This is a genomic window from Ruegeria sp. K11 (assembly GCF_056531905.1).
The window spans coordinates 176,417-196,610 of record NZ_JBQFMP010000002.1 but is presented as its reverse complement, the minus strand read 5'-3'; the positions used below and the strand labels follow the sequence as shown (position 1 = coordinate 196,610).

The window sequence follows — 20,194 nt, the reverse complement described above, 5'->3', positions numbered from 1 at the left end:
TGTTGATGAACATCATATGGCTGGGTCACGGTAGTTTTCGGATCGAAACCGCGGGGCAGGTTTTGCTGATCGATCCATGGCTGACCGGCAATCCTGTCCTGCCCGAGGACCGGCACGACGATGCGGTTGATGGAGCAACGTATATTCTGCTGACCCATACGCATTTTGATCACGTAGCCGATGTCCTTCCGCTGGCCAAACACCTGAAGGTGCCGGTCGTCGGACAATATGATCTGATGGGGTATTGGGCCGAAGCCGAGGGCATTGAAACGGTCGGCTTCAACAAAGGCGGTACGGTTGACCTGAACGGCGTCAAAGTGTCGATGGTCCCCGCGTCCCACAGCTCGACCTTTTCCACGCCTGACGGGCTGCGGTCTGGCGGGACCGAGGTCGGGTATATGATCGCAGCCGAAGGGCACATGCTTTATGTGTCAGGCGACACCGATATCATGGCCGACATGGACTGGATGGGTGATTACTACAAACCCGATATCGGAATTCTGTCGGCAGGCGGACATTTCACCATGGATATGACGGGCGCGGCCTATGCAGCCAAGCGTTACTTTGACTTCAAAACCGTGATTCCCTGCCATTACAAAACCTTTCCGATCCTCGAACAGTCGGCACAACCTTTGATCAACGGTTTGCCCGGCGTCGATGTGATCGAACCGGAGGTGATGCAGGCGATCACACTCTGATGCCTGCATCTGACTTTTCTGCGCAGGAATACGCCCAGCGCATTGCCAAAACCCGTGCCGGGATGGACCGGCACGGGATTAACACTCTGCTGGTCACCGACCCGTCAAACATGGCCTGGCTGACCGGGTATGATGGATGGAGCTTTTATGTTCCGCAGATGGTGATCCTGCCTGCCAGCGGTGCGCCGCTGTGGTGGGGTCGCACGCAAGACAAGGCGGGGGCGGCACAGACAACCTGGCTTGAGGCGTCCGACCTGCATGACTGGCCCGAAGAGCATGTGCAACACTCCGAGCACCACCCCGTCGACTCGCTGGTTGGGTTGCTGCGCGCACGCGGATGGACCTCTGGTCTGGGCGTCGAAATGGACAACTACTACTACTCTGCCGCCAGCCACCGCATTCTGGAACGCGCCTTCGGGGCCAAGGCTTTGATCGATGCAACGGGCCTTGTGAACTGGCAGCGGGCAGTCAAAAGCGACACCGAGATCGCGATGATGCGCAAAGCTGGGAGTCTGACTGGCCATATGCATTCAGTATTACGCGCGGCCTTTCGCGAAGGGATGCCCAAGAACCAACTGGTGGCCGAGGTTCAGGCCGCCGGTGTGGCGGGTCTGCCCGATCTGCCCGGGGATTACCCGGCAATCGTGCCCATTGCGCCTTCGGGGACCGAGGCCTCCGCCTCGCACATCACATGGAACGACCGGCCTTTGAAGCGCGGCGAGGCGACATATTTTGAAATTTCCGGTTGTTTCAGGCGCTATCACTGCCCGGCCAGCCGCAGCCTGTTTCTGGGCGAACCGCCGCAGGACATTCGGCGCGCTGAAACCGCTGTTTTGACCGCCATCGACGATGCCCTGACCGCCGCGCGCCCCGGCGCTGTTTGCGAGGACGTGGCGCAGTGCGTCTATGACAGCTTCGCCAAGGCGGGCTACGTCAAGGCCAACCGAACCGGATATCCCATCGGCCTCAGCTATCCGCCAGATTGGGGGGAACGCACCATGAGTTTGCGGCCCGGCGATCAGACAATTCTGCAAGAAAACATGACGTTTCACCTGATGCCCGGCCTTTGGACGCCGGACTGGGGTTTGGCCATTACTGAAAGCTTCGTGGTGACACCGGATGGAGGTTCCGCTCTGGCCGATATCCCGCGCGAAATGGTGGTGAAAGCGGCCTGAGTCACGCACGCTGCGCAGCAAAAAAAGCGCGCAGCATGGCGGCGGCCTCATCAGCGGCGATCCCGTCGTAGATTTCGGGACGGTGATGGGACTGAGGATGCGAGAATACGCGCGCACCATGGGCAACCCCGCCCGATTTCGGATCGGATGCACCATAATAAATCCGCCGTATGCGCGCTGCGGCCAGGGCTGCGGCGCACATCGCGCAAGGTTCCAGAGTCACGTAAAGATCGTGATCCGGCAGGCGCTCTGATCCGGCCTCGGCACATGCGGCACGCAAGGCCAGAATCTCGGCGTGCGCCGTTGGATCATTCAGTTCCCGCGTGCGATTGCCAGCCATGGCGACAATTCGCCCGCCCGGCGCCACGATTACGGCTCCAACCGGCACCTCGCCACGGTCGGCTGCGGCCTGCGCCTGTTCCAGCGCCAGTTTCATATGCGATCTGAACTCCATGCTTCTGACTGCCCCAGAAACCTGCCTTTCGCAAGCCGCGCGGATGCGCTATGGCCCGGGGATGAGCAACACTCCCCCACCCGGCGACCGGATCGCCAAAGTACTGGCCCGTGCCGGTGTCGCCTCGCGCCGCGAGGCTGAACGCATGATAGAAGCAGGTCGTGTCACCGTGAATGGCAAGGCCATCACCAGCCCCGCGCTGAACGTCACGCCCAAGGACAGGATCACCGTGGACGGCAAACCGGTATCTGAGCCCGAGCCCGCGCGGCTTTGGCTGTATCACAAACCTTCGGGTCTGGTGACAACCGCGCGCGATGAAAAAGGGCGCGAGACGATTTTCGACAAACTGCCCGAAGACATGCCCCGGGTGATGAGCGTCGGGCGGCTGGATCTGAATTCCGAAGGGTTGCTGCTGCTGACAAATGATGGTGGCATCAAGCGCAAGCTGGAACTGCCCGCGACCGGCTGGCTGCGCAAGTATCGCGTCCGGGTGAACGGTCGACCCAAGGATGAAGATTTTGAACCGCTGCGCAAAGGTTTGGTGATCGGGGGCGAACGGTTTCAGCCCATGACAGTCTCGCTGGATCGTCAACAAGGGGCCAACGCCTGGCTGACCATCGGCCTGCGCGAAGGCAAAAACCGCGAGATTCGTCGCGCCATCGAAGATATCGGATACGTGGTGAACCGTCTGCTGCGGGTGTCTTACGGTCCATTTCAGCTGGGCAATCTGAAACCCGGCGAGGTCGAGGAAATCCGCCGCCGCGTTATGCGCGATCAATTGGGGCTGGATGCCGAGGAAAAACCAACCTCATCCGCAAAGCGCCCGTCGCGCCCGCATCGAAATCGCGCGCCGATCGGCAAGAAACCTCGCAAGTGACGCAGGTTAGGCAACCTTTCCCCTAGCACCGCGCCCCCTGATACCCTAAATTTTTCGTGAATGTGGTCAAACCAGGGGGCGATATGTCCGGGACCGGAGTGCAGAAACTGACCTATGTGGTCTTGCTTTTGCTATTGTTTGGCCTTTGCACTGGCGTGTTGGGAGGGCTGTAGGGTCATGGCCAAACGCTATGGCGGCAAATTCAGCCCGCAGGGCGACAACTCGGAGCCCGATGCACAACCGCGGGGGCAGTTTGACGGTGCACGTGTCGAACCTGCAGGCGCGCGCGCGAACATTCTGTTTCTGCCCGCAATTCCTCTGGTGTTTTTATCCCTCAACGATGGCGCAGTTGGTATGACCATCGGGCTGGTGGCTGCCGGTTTGCTGACTGCCGCAGCCTTTTTGTTGCGCGAAGGATTGCGCGCCGAGGCGGCGTATCATGCGCGCCGGACAGCCCGCCGCCCGGCGTTTCCGCGCAAGATATTCGCCAGTGTGCTGACCGGGCTTGGCGCTGCTTTGGCCTCTTACCGAACCGAGTATCTGGATGCAGACGCTGTCGCACAGGCCAGCCTGTTGGCCCCGCTGCTGTTCGGCGCGGCCGCGACCGTATTGCACTCTGTTTCCTTCGGGCTCGATCCGTTGAAAGACAAAGGCATGGAGGGCGTCGATACCTTCCAGCAGGATCGCGTCGCGCGGGTTGTGGAAGATGCAGAATCCCGCCTGACCGAAATGAGCGATGCAATCAAACGCGCGGGTGATCGCAAGATCGAAGCGCGTGTGGAGCGGTTTCAGAATACCGCCCGTGATCTGTTTCGCACGGTCGAGGAAGACCCCCGGGACCTGGCCGGTGCCCGCAAGTACCTGACGGTTTACCTGCAGGGCGCCCGCGATGCGACGGTCAAGTTTGCGGATGTTTATGCGCGCACCCGCGACAGTCAGGCGATGGCCGATTACACGGCCCTGCTGGACGATCTCGAACAGAATTTCGCAGCCCGAACCCGCAAGCTGCTTTTGGATGACCGCAGTGATCTGACGGTTGAAATTGACGTGCTGCGCGAAAGATTGCAGCGCGAAGGCGTCCGGTTGGATTGACCGGCCATTATTTGAGTGAGGATTGCCCCCATGTCCGAAGATATCAAAAACAAAGCGGTCGAGGCCGAAGCTCTGGTTCAGGAAGTGACAGCAGTCACCCTGCCCGAGCCAAGTACAGCCGTGGTTGCGTTGGAGGAAGCCGATGAACCCGTGGGGGCAGAAATCCGCAAACGCATGGATGAGATCGACATGGGCAACACCAACTCGATCGTGTCCTTCGGCTCTTCCGCGCAAGCTGAACTGCAGGAGATCAGCCAGGCCATGTTGGCTGATGTGCGCAACAAGGATGTGGGACCGGCTGGCGACAGCCTGCGCAACATCGTCACGACGATCCGCGGGTTTTCCATCAGCGAACTGGATGTAAGGCGCGAACGCAGCTGGTGGGAAAAGCTGATGGGCAAAGCAGCGCCCTTTGCCAAATTTACCGCGCAATTCGAAGAAGTTCAGGGCCAGATAGACCGTATCACCGATGACCTGCTAAGCCACGAACATACGCTGTTGAAAGACATCAAGTCATTGGATGTGCTGTATGAAAAGACGCTGGGGTTTTATGACGAACTGGCGCTTTATATCGCGGCGGGCGAAGAAAAGCTGACCGAGCTGGACAGCCACGACATCCCCGAAAAAGAGGCCGAGGTTCAGGCTGCCCCCGAAGAAAACCAGGTGATGAAGGCGCAGGAATTGCGCGACCTGCGTGCCGCACGAGATGATCTGGAGCGCCGGGTGCACGACCTGAAGCTGACACGGCAGGTGACCATGCAATCGCTGCCGTCGATCCGGCTGGTGCAGGAAAATGACAAGTCTCTGGTAACCAAGATCAACTCGACGTTGGTCAATACCGTGCCTCTGTGGGAAACGCAGCTGGCACAGGCGGTCACCATTCAACGCAGCGCCGAAGCGGCCTCGGCGGTGCGTGACGCCAATGATCTGACCAACGAACTGCTGACTGCAAACGCCGCCAATCTGCGCGAGTCGAACAAGATGATCCGCGAAGAAATGGAACGCGGTGTGTTCGACATCGAGGCCGTCAAACAGGCCAATGCGGACCTGATCGGCACGATCAACGAAAGTCTTGCGATTGCCGATGAAGGCAAAGCCAAACGTGCGGCCGCCGAACAGGAATTGCAGAAGATGGAAGCTGAATTGCGCGACACGCTGGCCTCTGCCAAGGCACGGCAGGACGGGATTGGGGACAATGCCGGAACGGCAGTACCGGGCTGAGGACAGATTGGTGATCCCTGCGGGGAAGTTCAGATCAGCTCTTGCGGTGGTCGGCCTGCTGGGCCTGGCCGCCTGCGAAACTGCGCCGGTCACCTCGATCATACCCGAGGCCCGGCCGACGCCCTCGCAAACTGCAGCCAATGCCTATGTTCCGGCCTCGGCCGCCAGTCAGGATCTGGCCCGGTTCTATGATCGCATTCAAACTGACCTGCTGACCCGTGGATTGCTGCGGATTGATGGCGGCGGGCCGGACACGCCCTACGAGGCCGACGATCTGGCCCGCAATTTCGAAACCATCGCGTTTTACAGCGAGTATCCCGATGACGCGATTGCTATCGGTTCCCGTCAGACCGATGGACAGCTGAGCCGCTGGACGGGACCAGTGCGCATCCAGCCGGAATTTGGCCCCTCGGTCCCGCCGAACGTGCGCGACGAAGACAAGGCCCGCGTCACCGCCTATGCCAAAAGACTGGCAAAACTGACAGACCATCCGATCTCGACCGTCAGCCGGAACGGGAACTTTCACGTGTTCTTTGCCGGAAAGGATGACGCAAGTTATCTGGTCTCGCGCGTCAAGCAACTTGTTCCGAATATCGGGCAATCCGCGCTGGAACTGATTGCCAACCCGCGCGCCTCGTTCGATTGTTTTGTCTTCGCCTCCGCGACAAGCAACTCGCCTAATGTCTATGTGCGCGCGGTTGCGCTGATCCGCGCAGAACTGCCGGATCTTGTGCGCCTCAGCTGCATACACGAAGAAATCGCGCAAGGTCTGGGTCTGCCGAATGACAGCCCCGCCGCGCGCCCGTCGATTTTCAACGACGATGACGAATTTGCGCTTTTGACCAGTCATGACGAAAAGCTGCTGAGCATGCTGTACGATCCGCGTCTCGAACCCGGCACAACTGTCGAGCAGGCCCGCCCCGTGGTGCGCATCATCACCCGAGAAATGATGGGTCAGCCGCTCTGACCCCGTGAACAGGAGAACCCCAATGGGAATATTCGATTTTCTGACCGGAGAATTCATCGACGTCATTCATTGGGTCGACGACACCCGCGACACCATGGTCTGGCGTTTCGAGCGTGAGGGTCACGAGATCAAATACGGCGCCAAGCTGACCGTGCGCGAAGGCCAGTCGGCGGTGTTTGTGCATGAGGGGCAACTGGCGGACGTGTTCACGCCGGGTCTCTATATGCTTGAGACCAACAACATGCCGATCCTGACGACGTTGCAGCATTGGGATCACGGGTTCCAGTCGCCCTTCAAATCCGAGATCTACTTCGTCAACACGACCCGGTTCAATGACCTGAAATGGGGCACCAAGAACCCGATCATGCTGCGCGACCCCGAGTTCGGCCCGACACGTATTCGGGCATTCGGCACCTATACGGTGCGGGTGAAAGATGCGGCGAAATTCCTGGTCGAGATCGTCGGCACCGATGGTGAGTTCACCATGGACGAGATCAGCTTTCAGATCCGCAACATCATTGTGCAGGAGTTCAGCCGCGTCATTGCCGGATCAGGTATCCCGGTTCTGGACATGGCCGCGAACACTGCCGATCTGGGCAAGCTGATCGCCGCCGAAGTTTCGCCCGTTCTGGATGGGTACGGGTTAGAGATGCCCGAATTTTATATCGAGAACATCTCGTTGCCGCCTGCAGTCGAAGCGGCGCTGGACAAGCGCACGTCGATGGGGCTGGCCGGAGATCTGGGCAAGTTTACCCAATACTCCGCAGCCGAGGCGATGACGGCGGCGGCCAATAACCCCGGTCAGGGCGGTGGCATGGGGGCCGGTCTTGGCATGGGCATGGGGATGGCAATGGCGCAGCAGATGTCGAACATGGCAGCGGGTCAGCCGAGCGGCCCCTGGGGCGGTCCCGCCCCCGCTGACCCGCAACCCGCGGCACATACGGCACCGCCTCCTCCTCCGCCCGTTGAGCATGTCTGGCATATCGCGGTGAATAGGCAGACCAGCGGGCCGTTCTCGAAGGCCAAGATGGGGCGTATGGCGACCGAAGGGCAACTGACCCGCGACACCCATGTCTGGACCGCCGGTCAGGACGGCTGGAAAAAGGCCGGAGAGGTGCAGGAGCTGGCGCAGTTGTTCACGATCTTGCCGCCTCCGCCTCCGGGGGTGTGATTGTTTCAAAGTCTCAATCAGCAAGGCTGTTTCATGACATCAAGCGAACACCGTTTCCCCTGCGAGCAATGTGGCGCAGATTACCGGTTTGATCCCGGCAACGGCACGCTCACCTGTAATCATTGCGGGCATTCAGAACAGATTGGCTCTGGCCCATGGGGCAGGGCCAGTCTGCGCGAGCTGGATTTCGACGCGGCACAGTCGGATACCTTGCCCGAGACCGAAATTGAAGAAACGCGCGTTCTGACCTGCCCGAACTGTGCCGCGCAGGTTGAGTTTGACCCCAACACTCATGCCGCCGAATGCCCGTTCTGCGCCACACCGGTTGTGACCGATACCGGGATCAGCCGTCATATCAAGCCACGCGGCGTGTTGCCTTTTGGCGTCGATGAGCGCGCGGCACATAAAGCCATGGAAGACTGGTTGGGCCGGTTGTGGTTTGCGCCGAACGGGCTGAAGGATTACGCCCGCAAGGGACGAAAGATGCAGGGGATTTACGTTCCGTACTGGACCTTCGATGCGGATACGAAATCCGCCTACCGAGGGGAACGTGGCGTTGTCTATTATGAAACCCGCACGGTCACGCGCGACGGCAAGCGCGTGCAGCAACAGGTGGCCAAGGTGCGGTGGTCCCCGAAATCGGGCCGGGTCGCGCGGTTTTTTGATGATGTTCTGGTTCTGGCCTCGCGGTCCTTGCCCAAAAGCTACACCGATGCGCTGGAGCCCTGGGACCTGGCGGCCCTTGAACCCTATCAGCCGGAATATCTGGCCGGGTTCAGGGCCGAAGCCTACACTGTCGATCTGCAGGACGGGTATCAGGAAGCAAGGGCGCATATGGCGCGGGTGATTGAACGGGATGTAAGGTTCGATATTGGCGGCGACCGGCAGCGGATCCACGCCGTTGAAACCGATATGCGCGATATCACGTTCAAACACATCCTGCTGCCGGTCTGGATGGCCGCCTACAAGTATCGCGGGCAAAGCTATCGCTTCGTCATCAATGGACGGACGGGCCGGGTTCAGGGCGAACGGCCCTGGTCGGCGATCAAGATCACCTTGGCCGTGTGCGTCGGTCTGTTGGTGGCCGCCGGTGTCGGGTATCTGGCCGCAACCGGCCAGTGACGGATAATCACGTCTTGCCTAATCTGGCTTCGGCGTTCATTTTCCCCGAAACTGATGGGGCACACTGTGACACTCTCTGTTCTAGATGACCTGCTGAAACAGCGGCATTCGTGTCGCGCGTTCCGACCTGATCCGGTGCCTCGGGACATCATCGAACAGATCGTGCGCAGCGCCCGGCATGTTCCCAGCTGGTGTAATGCACAACCCTGGCAGGTCGTCATCACCGACCAAGCCGAAACGGACCGGTTTCGGCAGGCCCTGATGGATGAAGCAAGCCATGGCGCACCCGCGCCGGATCTGCCCTTTCCGACCGGATATTCCGGTGTCTACGCCGACAGACGCAGGGCATGCGGGTGGTCTCTTTATGATGCGGTCGGGGTTGCAAAAGGTGACCGGGCAGCATCGGCGCAGCAGATGATGGAGAATTTCTCGCTGTTTGGTGCGCCACATTGCGCGATCATTTCCAGCCCGTCCGAGCTAGGCCCCTATGGCGCGATGGATTGCGGAGGCTTTGTGACCGCATTTTCGCTGGCTGCACAAGCGCTGGGGGTTGCAACCATCCCACAGGCAGCGGTGGCCAGTTACGGACCATTCCTTCACCGGTATTTCGGCATTGGGGACGATCGACTGATCCTGTGCGCGATCTCGTTTGGGTATTCGGACACGGACCATCCCGCCAACGGGTTTCGCACCGACCGCGCCGGTTTGGACGAAATCATCGACTGGCGCGATTAATCTGTTGAAACAATAAAGGGCGAACCCCACAAAATGCGTGCGCTGTTGCAAAGAGTTTCCGGTGCCTCGGTTTCAACCGGCGGGGCGGTGATTGGCAAAACCGGGCCGGGTCTGATGATCCTTGTCTGCGCGATGCAGGGCGATGACGACGCACAAGCGGGTCAATTGGCCGAGAAAATCTCGAAACTCAGGATTTTCAAGGATGAGGCTGGTAAGATGAACCGATCGATCAGGGATATCGGTGGTTCGGCACTGGTGGTCAGTCAATTCACTCTGGCGGCTGACACGTCGCGCGGAAACCGGCCCGGATTTTCCGGCGCAGCCCCCGCGGCCGAGGGCGAACGGCTTTACAATCGGTTTGTCATCGACCTGAAGGCGCTGGGGATACCGGTCGAAACCGGTGCTTTCGGGGCCGACATGGCGGTCGAGCTTATTAATGACGGGCCGGTCACAATCTGGATGGAAAGCTGATGCAAGACAAAACACACGCCCTGGAAATCTGGCGCGCCGGAGTGGCGGCTGTCGATGGCTATACCGCAACCCAAAACGCACTTGGCACGGTGGAGAAACCCGACTGCGTTCTGGCCGTAGGCAAAGCCGCAGCTGCAATGGCGCAGGCCGCGCTGGACCAGTTTGGCCCGGTTCCGGCCCTGATCGTCACCAAGGATGGCCACGCTGATGATCTGCCCTCGGGCACGCGGGTCATCGAGGCATCGCATCCGGTTCCAGACGCACGCAGTCTGACCGCCGGCAAAGCCCTGCGCGAAGCGGTCGAAGCGTTAGGTGCCGAAGCCCATCTGTTGCTGCTGGTTTCTGGCGGGGCGTCTTCTCTGGCCGAGGATCTGGTCGCGGGCGCGGAACTGAGCGACCTCGCCGCCCTGAACAAAAGCTTGCTGTCCGAAGGTTTGGACATCACCGCGATGAACGCCCAGCGGCGGCGGCTGTCGCGGATCAAGGGCGGCGGGCTTTTGTCATTTTTCAACGGCCGGCAGGTCACGGTACTGGCGATCTCGGACGTGCCCGGAGATGATATTGCCGTCATCGGCTCGGGGATCGGCGCATTGCCTGAAAATCACGACTATCAGGCGACAACCCGGATCGTCGCCTCCAACGCCATCGCGCGGTCGGCAGCGGCGAAATCGGCAGCGGATCGTGGCCTCGCGCTGTTGGCGAAAGAGGAATCGCTGCACGACGACTTCCTGGCCATCGCTGCCAAGCTGGGTCCGCGCCTGCGGGACATGGCACCGGGCGCCATGATCTTTGGCGGCGAACCCACCGTGGTTCTTCCGGAAAACCCGGGACGTGGGGGGCGCAATCAGGCGCTGGGCCTCGCGCTGGCCCGCGAGATCGCCGGGTGCGACGGGATCACTCTGATCGTGGGCGGAACAGACGGGACGGACGGACCGACCGAGGCTGCGGGGGCCATTGTGGATGGCAGCACATGGGACGACGGGGCAGAACAGGCTTTGGCCCGCGCCGATAGCGGAAGCTTTCTGGAACAGGCTGACGCGCTACTGGTCACAGGCCCGACCGGAACAAACGTAATGGACCTGATTGTCGCGATCCGAAGATAGCGCGGCGGTTGTGTTCCTCAGAGTGAAAGGCCGTTCAGACCATGACGCTTAACGCCAATTCCCTGCGGGACATCGAAGACCTGCCGGATATGGGTATCCACATGCCCGATTGGTGCCGCCTTTCGGCCCGCGTCTGGAAACCAAGGGATGCCGAAGCAAACCCTGTCCCGGCCATTCTGGAATACCTGCCCTATCGCAAGCGCGATGGCACCACCACGCGGGATGCGCTGACCCACCCCTGGTTTGCCCGGCGCGGCTATGCCTGCATCCGCGTCGACATGCGCGGCAATGGCGACAGCGAAGGGACGATGGAGGACGAATACACCCAGCAAGAGCTGGACGATGCCGTGGAAGTGATCCGGTGGCTGGCGGATCAGCCGTGGTGCACGGGTGCGGTCGGCATGATGGGGATCAGCTGGGGCGGCTTCAACGCGCTGCAGGTCGCCGCAATGCGCCCCGAGGCGTTGAAGGCGATCATCACGCTCTGCTCTACTGCAGACCGATATGCGGATGATATCCATTACAAAGGTGGCTGCCTGCTCAATGAGAACCTGGGCTGGGGCGCGACGATGTGGTCCTATTCTTCCCGCGCGCCGGACCCGGAATTGAGACCGGACTGGCGCGAAATCTGGCTGGATCGGTTGGAGAATGAGCCGTTCTTGCCCTCGGTCTGGCTGCGTCATCAGGCGCGGGACGCGTATTGGCAACATGGCTCGGTCTGCGAAGATTTCAGCGCGATCCAAGCCGCAACTCTGGCCGTGGGCGGATGGGGTGATGCTTACAAGAACACGGTGCCCTGGCTGGTTGAAGGCCTGAGCGCTCCGGTCAAGGGGATCGTTGGACCCTGGGTGCATAAGTACCCCCATTTCGCCGTACCCGAGCCCCGCATAGGGTTCCTGCAGGAAGCCTTGCGCTGGTGGGACCGCTGGCTGAAAGGGATAGAGACCGGTGTCGAAAATGACCCCGACTACCGCGCGTATTTGATGGACGGTGTCAGGCCTGCCCGCTGGTACGCCGAGCGATCGGGGCACTGGATCGCCGAGGACTCGGGGGCCACCTCGCATATCCCGTGTCAAATCTTTGCATTGACGGACACTGGGCTTGGCAGTGACGGCCCGCTGAATACCCGCATTCGCTCGCCACACAATTGTGGAATGGAAAGCGGCGAGTATTGCGCAATCTGGCTGGGCCCGGACATGCCCGGAGATCAGCGCGGCGACGACGCATTGTCCGCCTGTTTCGACGGTGCGCCGCTTGAAGGTGATCTGGACATTGTGGGTGCCCCACGCATCCAGCTGAAGATCAGCGCCGACACCCCGCAGGCACAAGTGGCCGTGCGCCTGAATCATCTGCATCCCGATGGCGCATCTACCCGGATAACCTATGGCGTGCTGAACCTGACCCATCGTGACAGCCACGCCCAACCCACCCCGTTAAAGCCGGGTCAGGTATATGATGTAGCGCTTGATCTGGACCACATCGCCTATCGTGTGCCCAAGGGTCACCGCCTGAGGGTTGCCATCTCAAGCGCCTATTGGCCGCTGATCTGGCCGTCACCCGAAAGCACCGAACTGCATCTGACCGGCGGGCAGATCACCCTTCCCACCCGCGATGCGGCGACATCGGACGAGTGCCACTTTGCGCCTCCGGATTCGGCCGAGCCCCGGTCGGTGACGCAGTTACACGATGCCAAAAACGTGCGGCGCGTTGAGGTGGATATGAACACCGGAACCGTACACCTGATTATCGAAGACGACTTTGGCAAAGTGCAGGACGAAGATCACGGTTTGATCAATGGCAGCACGGCTTCCGAGATGTGGTCCATTCATCCCGACGATCCGCTGACCGCCCGTGGGTCTTGTCAATGGACGCAAGAGTTGGAGCGCGATGCGCATAAATTGCGCACCCAAACCAGTTGCGAGATGTGGTCAGACAAAACCCACTTTTACCTCAGAGCATCAGTAAGCGCCTTTGAGAACGAAGAATTGGTGTTCTCAAAAAATCTGGAGGACAAGGTACCACGCAACCAGATGTGAATTCCGACCCCGGGTGACAGGACATTAGACCTTGCCCGGTGGACCGAAATGCGCCAACGTTGACTCATGCGTCAATAAAAAGCCCGACAACGGGCAGAACATCCATACAACTGGGAGATTACTGGATGAACGATCAACTCACTCACATGTCTAAACTGGTCGCGACGGGGAAAATGTCGCGCCGTGAATTCATGGGCAGGGCGGCGGCCCTGGGTGTGTCCGTCGCCATGGCAGGTAGCGTCTTTGCAACGGCCGCACGTGCAGCAGGACCCGTCAAAGGCGGCACCATCCGCGTTGGAATTCAAGGCGGCGGGTCTTCCGACAGCCTGGACCCGGCGGTTGCTGCAAACTCGACCGCGACACAGGTTCTGCGCCTTTGGGGCGAGCCTCTGCTGGAACTGGCACCAGGAGGTGGACTGTCGAACCGCTTGGCTGAAGAGTTCGAAGCATCCGACGACGCACGTGTCTGGACCTTCACCATTCGCTCGGGCGTCAGCTTCTCAAATGGTAAGGAATTGACGGCTGACGACGTATTGGCCACGATGGAACGACACTCCGGCGAAGACACCAAATCCGGGGCCCTGGGCATTATGCGCGGCATCCAGAATATGCGCGCCGAAGGTAATCAATTCATCATCGAATTGAGCGAGCCGAATGCCGACCTGCCATTCTTACTGACCGATTATCACTTGATGATCCAACCCAACGGCGGCAAGGATGATCCGACCGCTGCGATCGGCACTGGACCCTACATTCTGAAAGATGTCGAGCCGGGCGTGCGTTTTGTCGGCGAAAAGAATCCTAACTATTGGGACGATTCCATCGGTCATGCCGACACTATCGAGTTAATCGTCATCAACGACGACACCGCGCGGGTGGCGGCGCTGCAATCCGGACAGGTGCACATGATCAACCGTGTCCCGCCGCGGACAGCGAAGCTGGTTGAACGTGCACCCAATATCAACGTGCAGACCACCGCTGGCCCCGGCCACTATGTATTTATCATGCACTGCAATACTGCGCCGTTCGACAACAAAGACCTGCGGCTGGCGCTGAAATACGCCATGAACCGTCAGGAAATGGTCGACAAGATTCTGTTCGGCTATGGCTCGATCGGCAACGATATTCCGGTTAACGCATCTTATCCTCTGTTCACCGCGTTGGAGCAGCGCCAATATGATCCGGACAAGGCCAAGTTCCATCTTAAGGAATCCGGTTTTGACGGCTCGATCCTTTTACGAACCTCGGACAACTCGTTCCCAGGAGCGCCGGATGCAGCGGCACTGTTCCAACAATCCTGCGCGACCGCAGGCATCAACATCGAGATCAAGCGCGAGCCCAATGACGGGTATTGGTCAGAAGTGTGGAACGCCCAGCCTTTCTGCACCAGCTATTGGAGCGGACGCCCCACACAAGACTCGATGTATTCGACTGCGTATCTGTCTTCGGCAGACTGGAACGACACCCGTTTCTTCAACGAACAGTTCGATCAGTTGCTGTTTGCTGCGCGTGGAGAGCTTGACAACAACAAGCGCAAGCAGATGTACGCGGATATGGGCACCATCGTCCAAAACGAAGGCGGGCTGATCTGCCCGATGTTCAATGACTTTATCGACGCATTTTCAGTCGAATTGGACGGTTGGGTCGAGAACCACCCCGGCTTTGACCTGAATAACTTCTACGCTCCGATGACCATGTGGGTTGCTGCCTGATATGGGAATCGCGATGAAACTTGTGGTCCAGCGCGTTGCGCTGGGCCTTTTGCTTTTGTTGGCCGTATCGGTGCTGATTTTCGCCGGTACGCTTATCCTGCCCGGCGACGTGGCCCAATCGATCCTTGGCCAGTCCGCAACCCCCGAAGCGCTCGCCAATCTGCGTGCAGAACTGGGCCTGAACGAACCCGCTGTGTCCCGCTATTTCGACTGGCTGTTCGCCGCGTTGCAAGGCGATCTGGGAACTGCGCTGACCAATGGTCGTGACATTGCCGAGAGTATCGGTCAACGCATGTCGAATACCCTGTTTCTGGCCTTCTGGGCCGCCATTATTTCGGTGCCGCTTGCCATCCTGCTGGGTCTGATCGCGGTGCGGTACAAAGATCGCTGGCCCGACAAGCTGATCTCGGCTGTGACCCTTGCCTCGATCTCGATCCCTGAATTCCTGATCGGCTATCTGCTGATGTATTTCATCGCCGTGAAACTGGGCTGGTTCCCCTCGGTCGCGATGATCGGCGATCATATGAGCCTGCTGCAGAAGCTTCAGGCCATCGCGCTGCCTGTCATGGTGCTGACGCTGGTGGTTCTGGCGCACATGATGCGCATGACCCGCGCGGCGATTCTGAACGTGATGCAATCGGCCTATATCGAAACAGCCGAACTCAAAGGTCTGACCGGGTTTCAGGTAATTGCGCGCCATGCCTTTCCGAACGCCATCGCGCCCATCGTTAACGTCGTGATGCTGAACCTCGCCTATCTGGTGGTGGGCGTCGTGGTGATCGAGGTGGTCTTTGTCTATCCCGGCATGGGGCAGTATTTGGTGGACCACGTGGCAAAACGCGACGTTCCGGTGGTACAGGCCTGCGGGCTGGTTTTCGCCGCCGTCTATATCGGCCTCAACATGATCGCCGACATCGTTTCGATCCTGGCCAACCCGCGTCTGAGGCATCCGAAATGAAGAACATTCCTATTTCTGCAATGATCGGGTTGTTCCTCACGGCCCTCTACTTTCTCATGGCGCTGCTCGCGCCGCTCATCGCGCCTTACGGCATGGCCGAGGTGGTTGGCGATGTCTGGGAACCCTCGAAGATCGAAATCATGCTTGGGATCGCCCCTGCCGGTTTCACTGAATCAAATTTCTGGCTGGGCACCGACAATATCGGACGCGATCTTCTCAGCCGGATGATCTATGGCGGGCGCACCACCATCTTCATCGCAACGGCCGCGACGATCCTATCGTTTGTGACCGGCTCGGTCCTTGGCTTCTTTGCCGCCGTGATGGGCGGCTGGGTCGATCAGGTGCTGTCCCGATTTGTCGATCTGATCATGTCAATCCCGACGCTGATCTTTGCCCTTGTGGTCCTGTCGGTGATGCCGGTGACCGTGCCGATCCTGATCGTGGTCATGGGCCTGCTGGATTCGACCCGCGTCTATCGTCTGGCCCGCGCCGTGGCTGTCGACATCACCGTCATGGATTATGTCGAAGCCGCGCGTCTACGGGGCGAGAAAACCGGCTGGATCATCTTCCGCGAAATCCTGCCAAACGCCCTGTCGCCACTGGTGGCCGAAATGGGCCTGCGATTTATCTTCGCCGTTCTGTTCGTCTCGACCCTGTCGTTCCTTGGCCTTGGCGTACAACCGCCCGAGGCCGATTGGGGCGGCATCGTGAAAGAAAACAAGGAAGGCATCGTCTACGGCATTCCCGCCGCCCTGTTGCCCGCCGTGGCCATCGCAACTTTGGCGATCTCGGTCAATCTGGTGGCTGACTGGGTTCTGAACCGTACCACATCGCTGAAAGGAGGCCGGGGATGAGTGATACCCTTCTCAAGGTCCGCGACCTCAAGATCGGCGCGACCGTCTATCCGCCGGGTGAGAAACCCCATGACATCGAGATCGTGCACGGGGTCAGCTTTGACCTCGAACGCGGCAAGGTGCTGGGGCTTATTGGCGAATCCGGCGCCGGGAAATCCACCATCGGTCTGGCCTCGATGGCCTATGGCCGGGGTGGCGTTAAGATCACCGGCGGCGAGGTTTGGGTGAGCGGGCGCGATATCCTGAAGACATCTCTCAAGGATATCCGCAAGCTGCGTGGGGGTGAGGTCACCTATGTGTCCCAATCCGCTGCCGCGTCGTTCAACCCGGCCAAAAAGATCATGGATCAGGTGGTCGAGGCTGCGGTCGAACAGAAAAAGTTCAGCCGCAAAGAGGCCGAGGCCCGCGCGCGTGAACTGTTCGCCAAACTTGGCCTGCCCGACCCGGACAATATCGGTGAGCGGTACCCGCATCAGGTTTCGGGCGGCCAGTTGCAACGCTGCATGACGGCGCTTGCGCTGTGTCCTGAACCCGATCTTGTGGTGTTCGACGAACCCACCACGGCGCTGGACGTGACCACGCAGATCGACGTTCTGATGGCCATCAAAGAGGCCATCGCCGATACCGGTGTTGCCGCGCTCTATATCACCCACGACCTTGCCGTTGTGGCGCAGGTCAGCGATGACATCATGGTTCTGAAAATGGGTGACACGGTCGAATACGGCACCACGGACCAGATCATCAACAATCCGCAGGAAGAGTACACACAGGCATTGGTCTCGGTCCGGTCCATCGAGCACGAGGAAAAACAGCCCACGCCCGAACCGGTGCTGCAGGTCGACGGCATCACGGCGCGCTACAAGGGGCTGAATTTCGATGTGCTGCACAACGTCAATGTCGAGCTTCATCCGGGGCAGACGCTGGCGGTGGTGGGCGAATCCGGTTCGGGCAAGTCCACATTGGCGCGGGTGATCACTGGCCTGCTGCCGCCGCGCGATGGTGAGATCACCTTTGCCGGGCGCAAGCTCAGCCCCGATCTCAAGGGCCGCACCCGCGAGGATCTGCGCGAGTTGCAGATGATCTATCAGATGGCCGATGTCGCGATGAACCCACGCCAGACCGTTGGCACGATCATCGGTCGCCCGCTGGAGTTCTACTTCAACATGCGCGGCGCCGAAAAGCGCAAGCGGATCATCGAACTGCTGGATGAGATCGAACTGGGCGAGACGTTCATGGATCGCTATCCGGCAGAGCTGTCGGGTGGTCAGAAACAGCGTGTCTGCATCGCGCGGTCGCTCGCGGCCAAGCCCAAGATGATCATCTGCGATGAGGTCACCTCGGCGCTGGACCCGCTGGTGGCGGATGGCATCCTGAAACTGCTGCTGGACCTGCAGAAGATCGAGGATGTGGCCTATCTGTTCATCACACACGATCTGGCCACGGTGCGCGCGATCAGCGACAGCATCGCGGTGATGTATCAGGGGCGCGTAGCGCGGTACGGTTCAAAATCGCAGGTGCTGAGCCCGCCGTTTGACGATTATACCGACCTGCTGCTCAGTTCGGTTCCCGAGATGCAGTTGGGATGGCTGGAAGAGGTCGTCGCCCATCGCAAGATGGAAAGCGCCGGGAACTGACTGCCACGTGCGCCAGTTTCAGGAAACTTCGAGATCCCGGCGCAACCGTGTCGGGATTTTGCTATCCCGGACGTGAACAGGCATCCCTCGGGCAACGAATCCCATAGGGTCCCGGCACGTACGAATTCAGAGAGGCCAAGCGATGGACCGCAAACTTCTTCTCATCATCCTCGACGGTGTCCCATTGCGCAATTTCCGTCGGTTGTTCGGCAATCTCGAAGGTTGGGTCGACAATGGTGAGGCGCGGGTCTGGAAGTTGCGCGCGGTGCTGCCCTCGACCTCGGCCAGTTGCTATGCCTCGATCCACACCGGGGTCTCGCCGCAGGAACATGGCTGCACCGGCAATGGCAATGTCTTCCGCCTGAGCCACAAGGATGTGTTCAGTCAGGTGCGCGAGGCCGGGGGCGTGACCGGGGCCGTCACCCACAGCTATTGGTCGCAATTCTTCAATCGTCACCCGTTCGATTATGTGCGCGACGTGGAATATGACGAACCCCAGAGTAAAACCATCAACCATGGCCGGTTCCACTCGATGACCGGGTACAACGCGGCGAACCAGATGACGCCATGCGACGTGGATCTGTTCGCCACGCTGACCAACCTGTGCCTGCGCTTTGGACTGGACTATGGCATACTGCACACCTGCACGCTGGACAGCATGGGGCATCGTTTCTTTCATGACTGCCAAGAGATGGACCATGCCTGTTTCGTCATGGACGAGATGCTGGCCCCCTTCATTCCCCGATGGCGACAGTTGGGGTACGACGTCATCGTGACCGCCGACCACGGTCAGGACGAGCGCGGCCACCATGGCGGGCGCAGCGCTCTGCAGCAGGAAACCGCGCTGTATTATTTTGGTGGTGCGGAAGGTCCCGAGGCAGATGTGGTGATTGACCAGTTGCAATTGGCACCCACGATCCTGACCCGGATGGGCGCGCCGGTAGCAGAGTCGATGAAAGCCCAACCGTTCCTACGGTAGCTTAGTCATAGGGCCAAATCTGCTGGCCCAAGGCCTCGATGGCGACCGATATTCGCTCGAAACTGTCGGCAGCACGTTTGACCGAGGTCCGGGCCCTCAGATACCCATGCACAAGGCCCGCTTCGGTGATGCAATGCGCCTGCCCCCCAGCATCGGTTATTTTTGCGCAATAGGCAGGTCCGTCATCCCGCAAAGGGTCACACTCGGCCGTGACTACCACAGTCGGCGGCAGACCAGAAAAATCGTTGTCTTCAAGCGGCGCAAAAGTCGGATCGCCCTGCGGCACTGTTTCGCCGCAACGCAACTTTTCATAGAAAACGATATCTTCCAGCGTCAACAGAGGCGCATGGGTATGTTCTAGATACGAGCCTACAGAACGGTCGCCGCCCAAACCGGGATAGATGAGCACCTGTCCCAAAGGGGCCTCCAGCCGTCCACGTGCATAATGTGAAACGGCCGCAGCCAGGTTCCCTCCGGCGCTGTCTCCGGCCAGAACCATCGGATCGCCAAAGGTCCCGGCAACCCAGTTCACTGCTGTCCACGCATCCTGAAATTGCGCCGGATGGAGGTGTTCGGGGCACAGACGGTAATCAACGGCAATCACCCTGTACCCGGTCTGCGCACAAATCTCGGCACAAACGTCATCGTGACTGTCCAACCCTCCCACGACAAAACCACCGCCATGCAGGTAAATGACAGACCGGGTCGGATCGCCTGCGGTATAAACGCGAACAGGCACGCCATCGGCCTGCCTGTCTTCCACCTCGACCGCCGAAGGGCGGGGCTGGCGAAACCCCTGGCACATCGCATTGTAAACACGGCGTTGATCCTCGACAGGAAGATCAACCGCATCATCAGGATAGCTTTCGGCGGTTCGTCTTATGAACGCCCAGGTTTCTTCATCAATCAGGCGTTCATAATCCATGTCCCCTCCC

At 59.8% G+C, this 20,194-nt stretch carries 19 protein-coding genes; 17 read left to right on the top strand and 2 right to left on the bottom strand.

Annotated features, from left to right (window positions below):
- Positions 1-5 precede the first annotated feature (5 nt).
- Positions 6-698, top strand: coding sequence for a metal-dependent hydrolase (locus tag ACR0K4_RS03745; protein ID WP_480852867.1), 693 nt, complete (start codon positions 6-8; stop codon positions 696-698).
- On the top strand, positions 698-1,873 hold the full coding sequence (locus tag ACR0K4_RS03740) for a M24 family metallopeptidase (protein ID WP_480852866.1): 1,176 nt from the start codon (positions 698-700) through the stop codon (positions 1,871-1,873). Before ACR0K4_RS03745 ends, ACR0K4_RS03740 begins: the two co-directional genes overlap by 1 nt.
- Before the next feature lies 1 nt (position 1,874).
- Here the strand turns inward: ACR0K4_RS03740 and ACR0K4_RS03735 are convergent, their stop codons facing one another.
- Positions 1,875-2,327, bottom strand: coding sequence for a nucleoside deaminase (locus ACR0K4_RS03735; RefSeq protein ID WP_480517256.1), 453 nt, complete (start codon positions 2,325-2,327; stop codon positions 1,875-1,877).
- 61 nt (positions 2,328-2,388) lie between these two features.
- On the opposite strand from ACR0K4_RS03735, the gene ACR0K4_RS03730 reads away from it, so the two are divergent.
- From ACR0K4_RS03730 to ACR0K4_RS03660, 15 genes are all read left to right on the top strand, one after another.
- Positions 2,389-3,204, top strand: coding sequence for a pseudouridine synthase (locus ACR0K4_RS03730; protein WP_480852865.1), 816 nt, complete (start codon positions 2,389-2,391; stop codon positions 3,202-3,204).
- A gap of 177 nt (positions 3,205-3,381) precedes the next feature.
- Complete coding sequence (locus tag ACR0K4_RS03725) at positions 3,382-4,296, top strand: 5-bromo-4-chloroindolyl phosphate hydrolysis family protein (protein WP_480852864.1); 915 nt, start codon at positions 3,382-3,384, stop codon at positions 4,294-4,296.
- A gap of 30 nt (positions 4,297-4,326) precedes the next feature.
- Positions 4,327-5,517, top strand: a complete 1,191-nt coding sequence (locus ACR0K4_RS03720) for a toxic anion resistance protein (protein WP_480517262.1) — start codon at positions 4,327-4,329, stop codon at positions 5,515-5,517.
- Positions 5,492-6,484 (top strand): DUF2927 domain-containing protein, encoded by a 993-nt coding sequence (locus tag ACR0K4_RS03715; protein WP_480852863.1) that lies wholly within the window; start codon positions 5,492-5,494, stop codon positions 6,482-6,484. Before ACR0K4_RS03720 ends, ACR0K4_RS03715 begins: the two co-directional genes overlap by 26 nt.
- Before the next feature lie 22 nt (positions 6,485-6,506).
- The gene (locus tag ACR0K4_RS03710; protein ID WP_480852862.1) at positions 6,507-7,655 is read left to right on the top strand and encodes an SPFH domain-containing protein; all 1,149 of its coding nucleotides are present in this window, start codon (positions 6,507-6,509) and stop codon (positions 7,653-7,655) included.
- A 33-nt stretch (positions 7,656-7,688) separates the two neighbouring features.
- Positions 7,689-8,777: a TFIIB-type zinc finger domain-containing protein gene (locus ACR0K4_RS03705; protein WP_480852861.1), complete on the top strand. Its 1,089-nt coding sequence runs from the start codon at positions 7,689-7,691 to the stop codon at positions 8,775-8,777.
- Positions 8,778-8,831: 54 nt separating this feature from the next.
- Entirely contained in the window at positions 8,832-9,512 is a 681-nt protein-coding gene (locus ACR0K4_RS03700) for a nitroreductase (protein WP_480852860.1), read from the top strand.
- A 33-nt stretch (positions 9,513-9,545) separates the two neighbouring features.
- The gene (gene dtd / locus ACR0K4_RS03695) at positions 9,546-9,983 is read left to right on the top strand and encodes a D-aminoacyl-tRNA deacylase (protein ID WP_480852859.1); all 438 of its coding nucleotides are present in this window, start codon (positions 9,546-9,548) and stop codon (positions 9,981-9,983) included.
- Positions 9,983-11,086, top strand: a complete 1,104-nt coding sequence (locus tag ACR0K4_RS03690; protein WP_480852858.1) for a glycerate kinase type-2 family protein — start codon at positions 9,983-9,985, stop codon at positions 11,084-11,086. Before dtd ends, ACR0K4_RS03690 begins: the two co-directional genes overlap by 1 nt.
- 41 nt (positions 11,087-11,127) lie before the next feature.
- On the top strand, positions 11,128-13,122 hold the full coding sequence (locus tag ACR0K4_RS03685; RefSeq protein WP_480852857.1) for a CocE/NonD family hydrolase: 1,995 nt from the start codon (positions 11,128-11,130) through the stop codon (positions 13,120-13,122).
- Between the two features lie 125 nt (positions 13,123-13,247).
- Positions 13,248-14,834, top strand: coding sequence for an ABC transporter substrate-binding protein (locus ACR0K4_RS03680; RefSeq protein WP_480852856.1), 1,587 nt, complete (start codon positions 13,248-13,250; stop codon positions 14,832-14,834).
- A 1-nt stretch (position 14,835) separates the two neighbouring features.
- Positions 14,836-15,792 carry an ABC transporter permease gene (locus ACR0K4_RS03675; protein ID WP_480517280.1) on the top strand — a complete coding sequence of 319 codons (957 nt, stop codon included), beginning with the start codon at positions 14,836-14,838 and terminating at the stop codon, positions 15,790-15,792.
- Entirely contained in the window at positions 15,789-16,646 is an 858-nt protein-coding gene (locus ACR0K4_RS03670; protein WP_480517282.1) for an ABC transporter permease, read from the top strand. The genes ACR0K4_RS03675 and ACR0K4_RS03670 overlap by 4 nt, the downstream gene beginning before the upstream one ends.
- Positions 16,643-18,280 carry an ABC transporter ATP-binding protein gene (locus ACR0K4_RS03665; RefSeq protein ID WP_480852855.1) on the top strand — a complete coding sequence of 546 codons (1,638 nt, stop codon included), beginning with the start codon at positions 16,643-16,645 and terminating at the stop codon, positions 18,278-18,280. Before ACR0K4_RS03670 ends, ACR0K4_RS03665 begins: the two co-directional genes overlap by 4 nt.
- A 142-nt stretch (positions 18,281-18,422) precedes the next feature.
- On the top strand, positions 18,423-19,259 hold the full coding sequence (locus ACR0K4_RS03660; protein ID WP_480852854.1) for an alkaline phosphatase family protein: 837 nt from the start codon (positions 18,423-18,425) through the stop codon (positions 19,257-19,259).
- Position 19,260: 1 nt separating this feature from the next.
- Here ACR0K4_RS03660 and ACR0K4_RS03655 read toward each other — a convergent pair whose 3' ends face one another.
- A complete protein-coding gene (locus ACR0K4_RS03655; protein WP_480852853.1) occupies positions 19,261-20,184 on the bottom strand; it encodes an alpha/beta hydrolase in 924 nt (307 codons plus the stop codon).
- Positions 20,185-20,194: the final 10 nt, after the last annotated feature.

What these genes read in the sequence shown, in the direction of transcription:
- ACR0K4_RS03745 (WP_480852867.1), top strand. Translation starts at nt 6, where the DNA reads ATGAACATCATATGGCTGGGTCACGGTAGTTTTCGGATCGAAACCGCG.
- ACR0K4_RS03740 (WP_480852866.1), top strand. Translation starts at nt 698, where the DNA reads ATGCCTGCATCTGACTTTTCTGCGCAGGAATACGCCCAGCGCATTGCC.
- ACR0K4_RS03735 (WP_480517256.1), bottom strand. Translation starts at nt 2,327, where the DNA reads ATGGAGTTCAGATCGCATATGAAACTGGCGCTGGAACAGGCGCAGGCC.
- ACR0K4_RS03730 (WP_480852865.1), top strand. Translation starts at nt 2,389, where the DNA reads ATGAGCAACACTCCCCCACCCGGCGACCGGATCGCCAAAGTACTGGCC.
- ACR0K4_RS03725 (WP_480852864.1), top strand. Translation starts at nt 3,382, where the DNA reads ATGGCCAAACGCTATGGCGGCAAATTCAGCCCGCAGGGCGACAACTCG.
- ACR0K4_RS03720 (WP_480517262.1), top strand. Translation starts at nt 4,327, where the DNA reads ATGTCCGAAGATATCAAAAACAAAGCGGTCGAGGCCGAAGCTCTGGTT.
- ACR0K4_RS03715 (WP_480852863.1), top strand. Translation starts at nt 5,492, where the DNA reads ATGCCGGAACGGCAGTACCGGGCTGAGGACAGATTGGTGATCCCTGCG.
- ACR0K4_RS03710 (WP_480852862.1), top strand. Translation starts at nt 6,507, where the DNA reads ATGGGAATATTCGATTTTCTGACCGGAGAATTCATCGACGTCATTCAT.
- ACR0K4_RS03705 (WP_480852861.1), top strand. Translation starts at nt 7,689, where the DNA reads ATGACATCAAGCGAACACCGTTTCCCCTGCGAGCAATGTGGCGCAGAT.
- ACR0K4_RS03700 (WP_480852860.1), top strand. Translation starts at nt 8,832, where the DNA reads ATGGGGCACACTGTGACACTCTCTGTTCTAGATGACCTGCTGAAACAG.
- dtd (WP_480852859.1), top strand. Translation starts at nt 9,546, where the DNA reads ATGCGTGCGCTGTTGCAAAGAGTTTCCGGTGCCTCGGTTTCAACCGGC.
- ACR0K4_RS03690 (WP_480852858.1), top strand. Translation starts at nt 9,983, where the DNA reads ATGCAAGACAAAACACACGCCCTGGAAATCTGGCGCGCCGGAGTGGCG.
- ACR0K4_RS03685 (WP_480852857.1), top strand. Translation starts at nt 11,128, where the DNA reads ATGACGCTTAACGCCAATTCCCTGCGGGACATCGAAGACCTGCCGGAT.
- ACR0K4_RS03680 (WP_480852856.1), top strand. Translation starts at nt 13,248, where the DNA reads ATGAACGATCAACTCACTCACATGTCTAAACTGGTCGCGACGGGGAAA.
- ACR0K4_RS03675 (WP_480517280.1), top strand. Translation starts at nt 14,836, where the DNA reads ATGGGAATCGCGATGAAACTTGTGGTCCAGCGCGTTGCGCTGGGCCTT.
- ACR0K4_RS03670 (WP_480517282.1), top strand. Translation starts at nt 15,789, where the DNA reads ATGAAGAACATTCCTATTTCTGCAATGATCGGGTTGTTCCTCACGGCC.
- ACR0K4_RS03665 (WP_480852855.1), top strand. Translation starts at nt 16,643, where the DNA reads ATGAGTGATACCCTTCTCAAGGTCCGCGACCTCAAGATCGGCGCGACC.
- ACR0K4_RS03660 (WP_480852854.1), top strand. Translation starts at nt 18,423, where the DNA reads ATGGACCGCAAACTTCTTCTCATCATCCTCGACGGTGTCCCATTGCGC.
- ACR0K4_RS03655 (WP_480852853.1), bottom strand. Translation starts at nt 20,184, where the DNA reads ATGGATTATGAACGCCTGATTGATGAAGAAACCTGGGCGTTCATAAGA.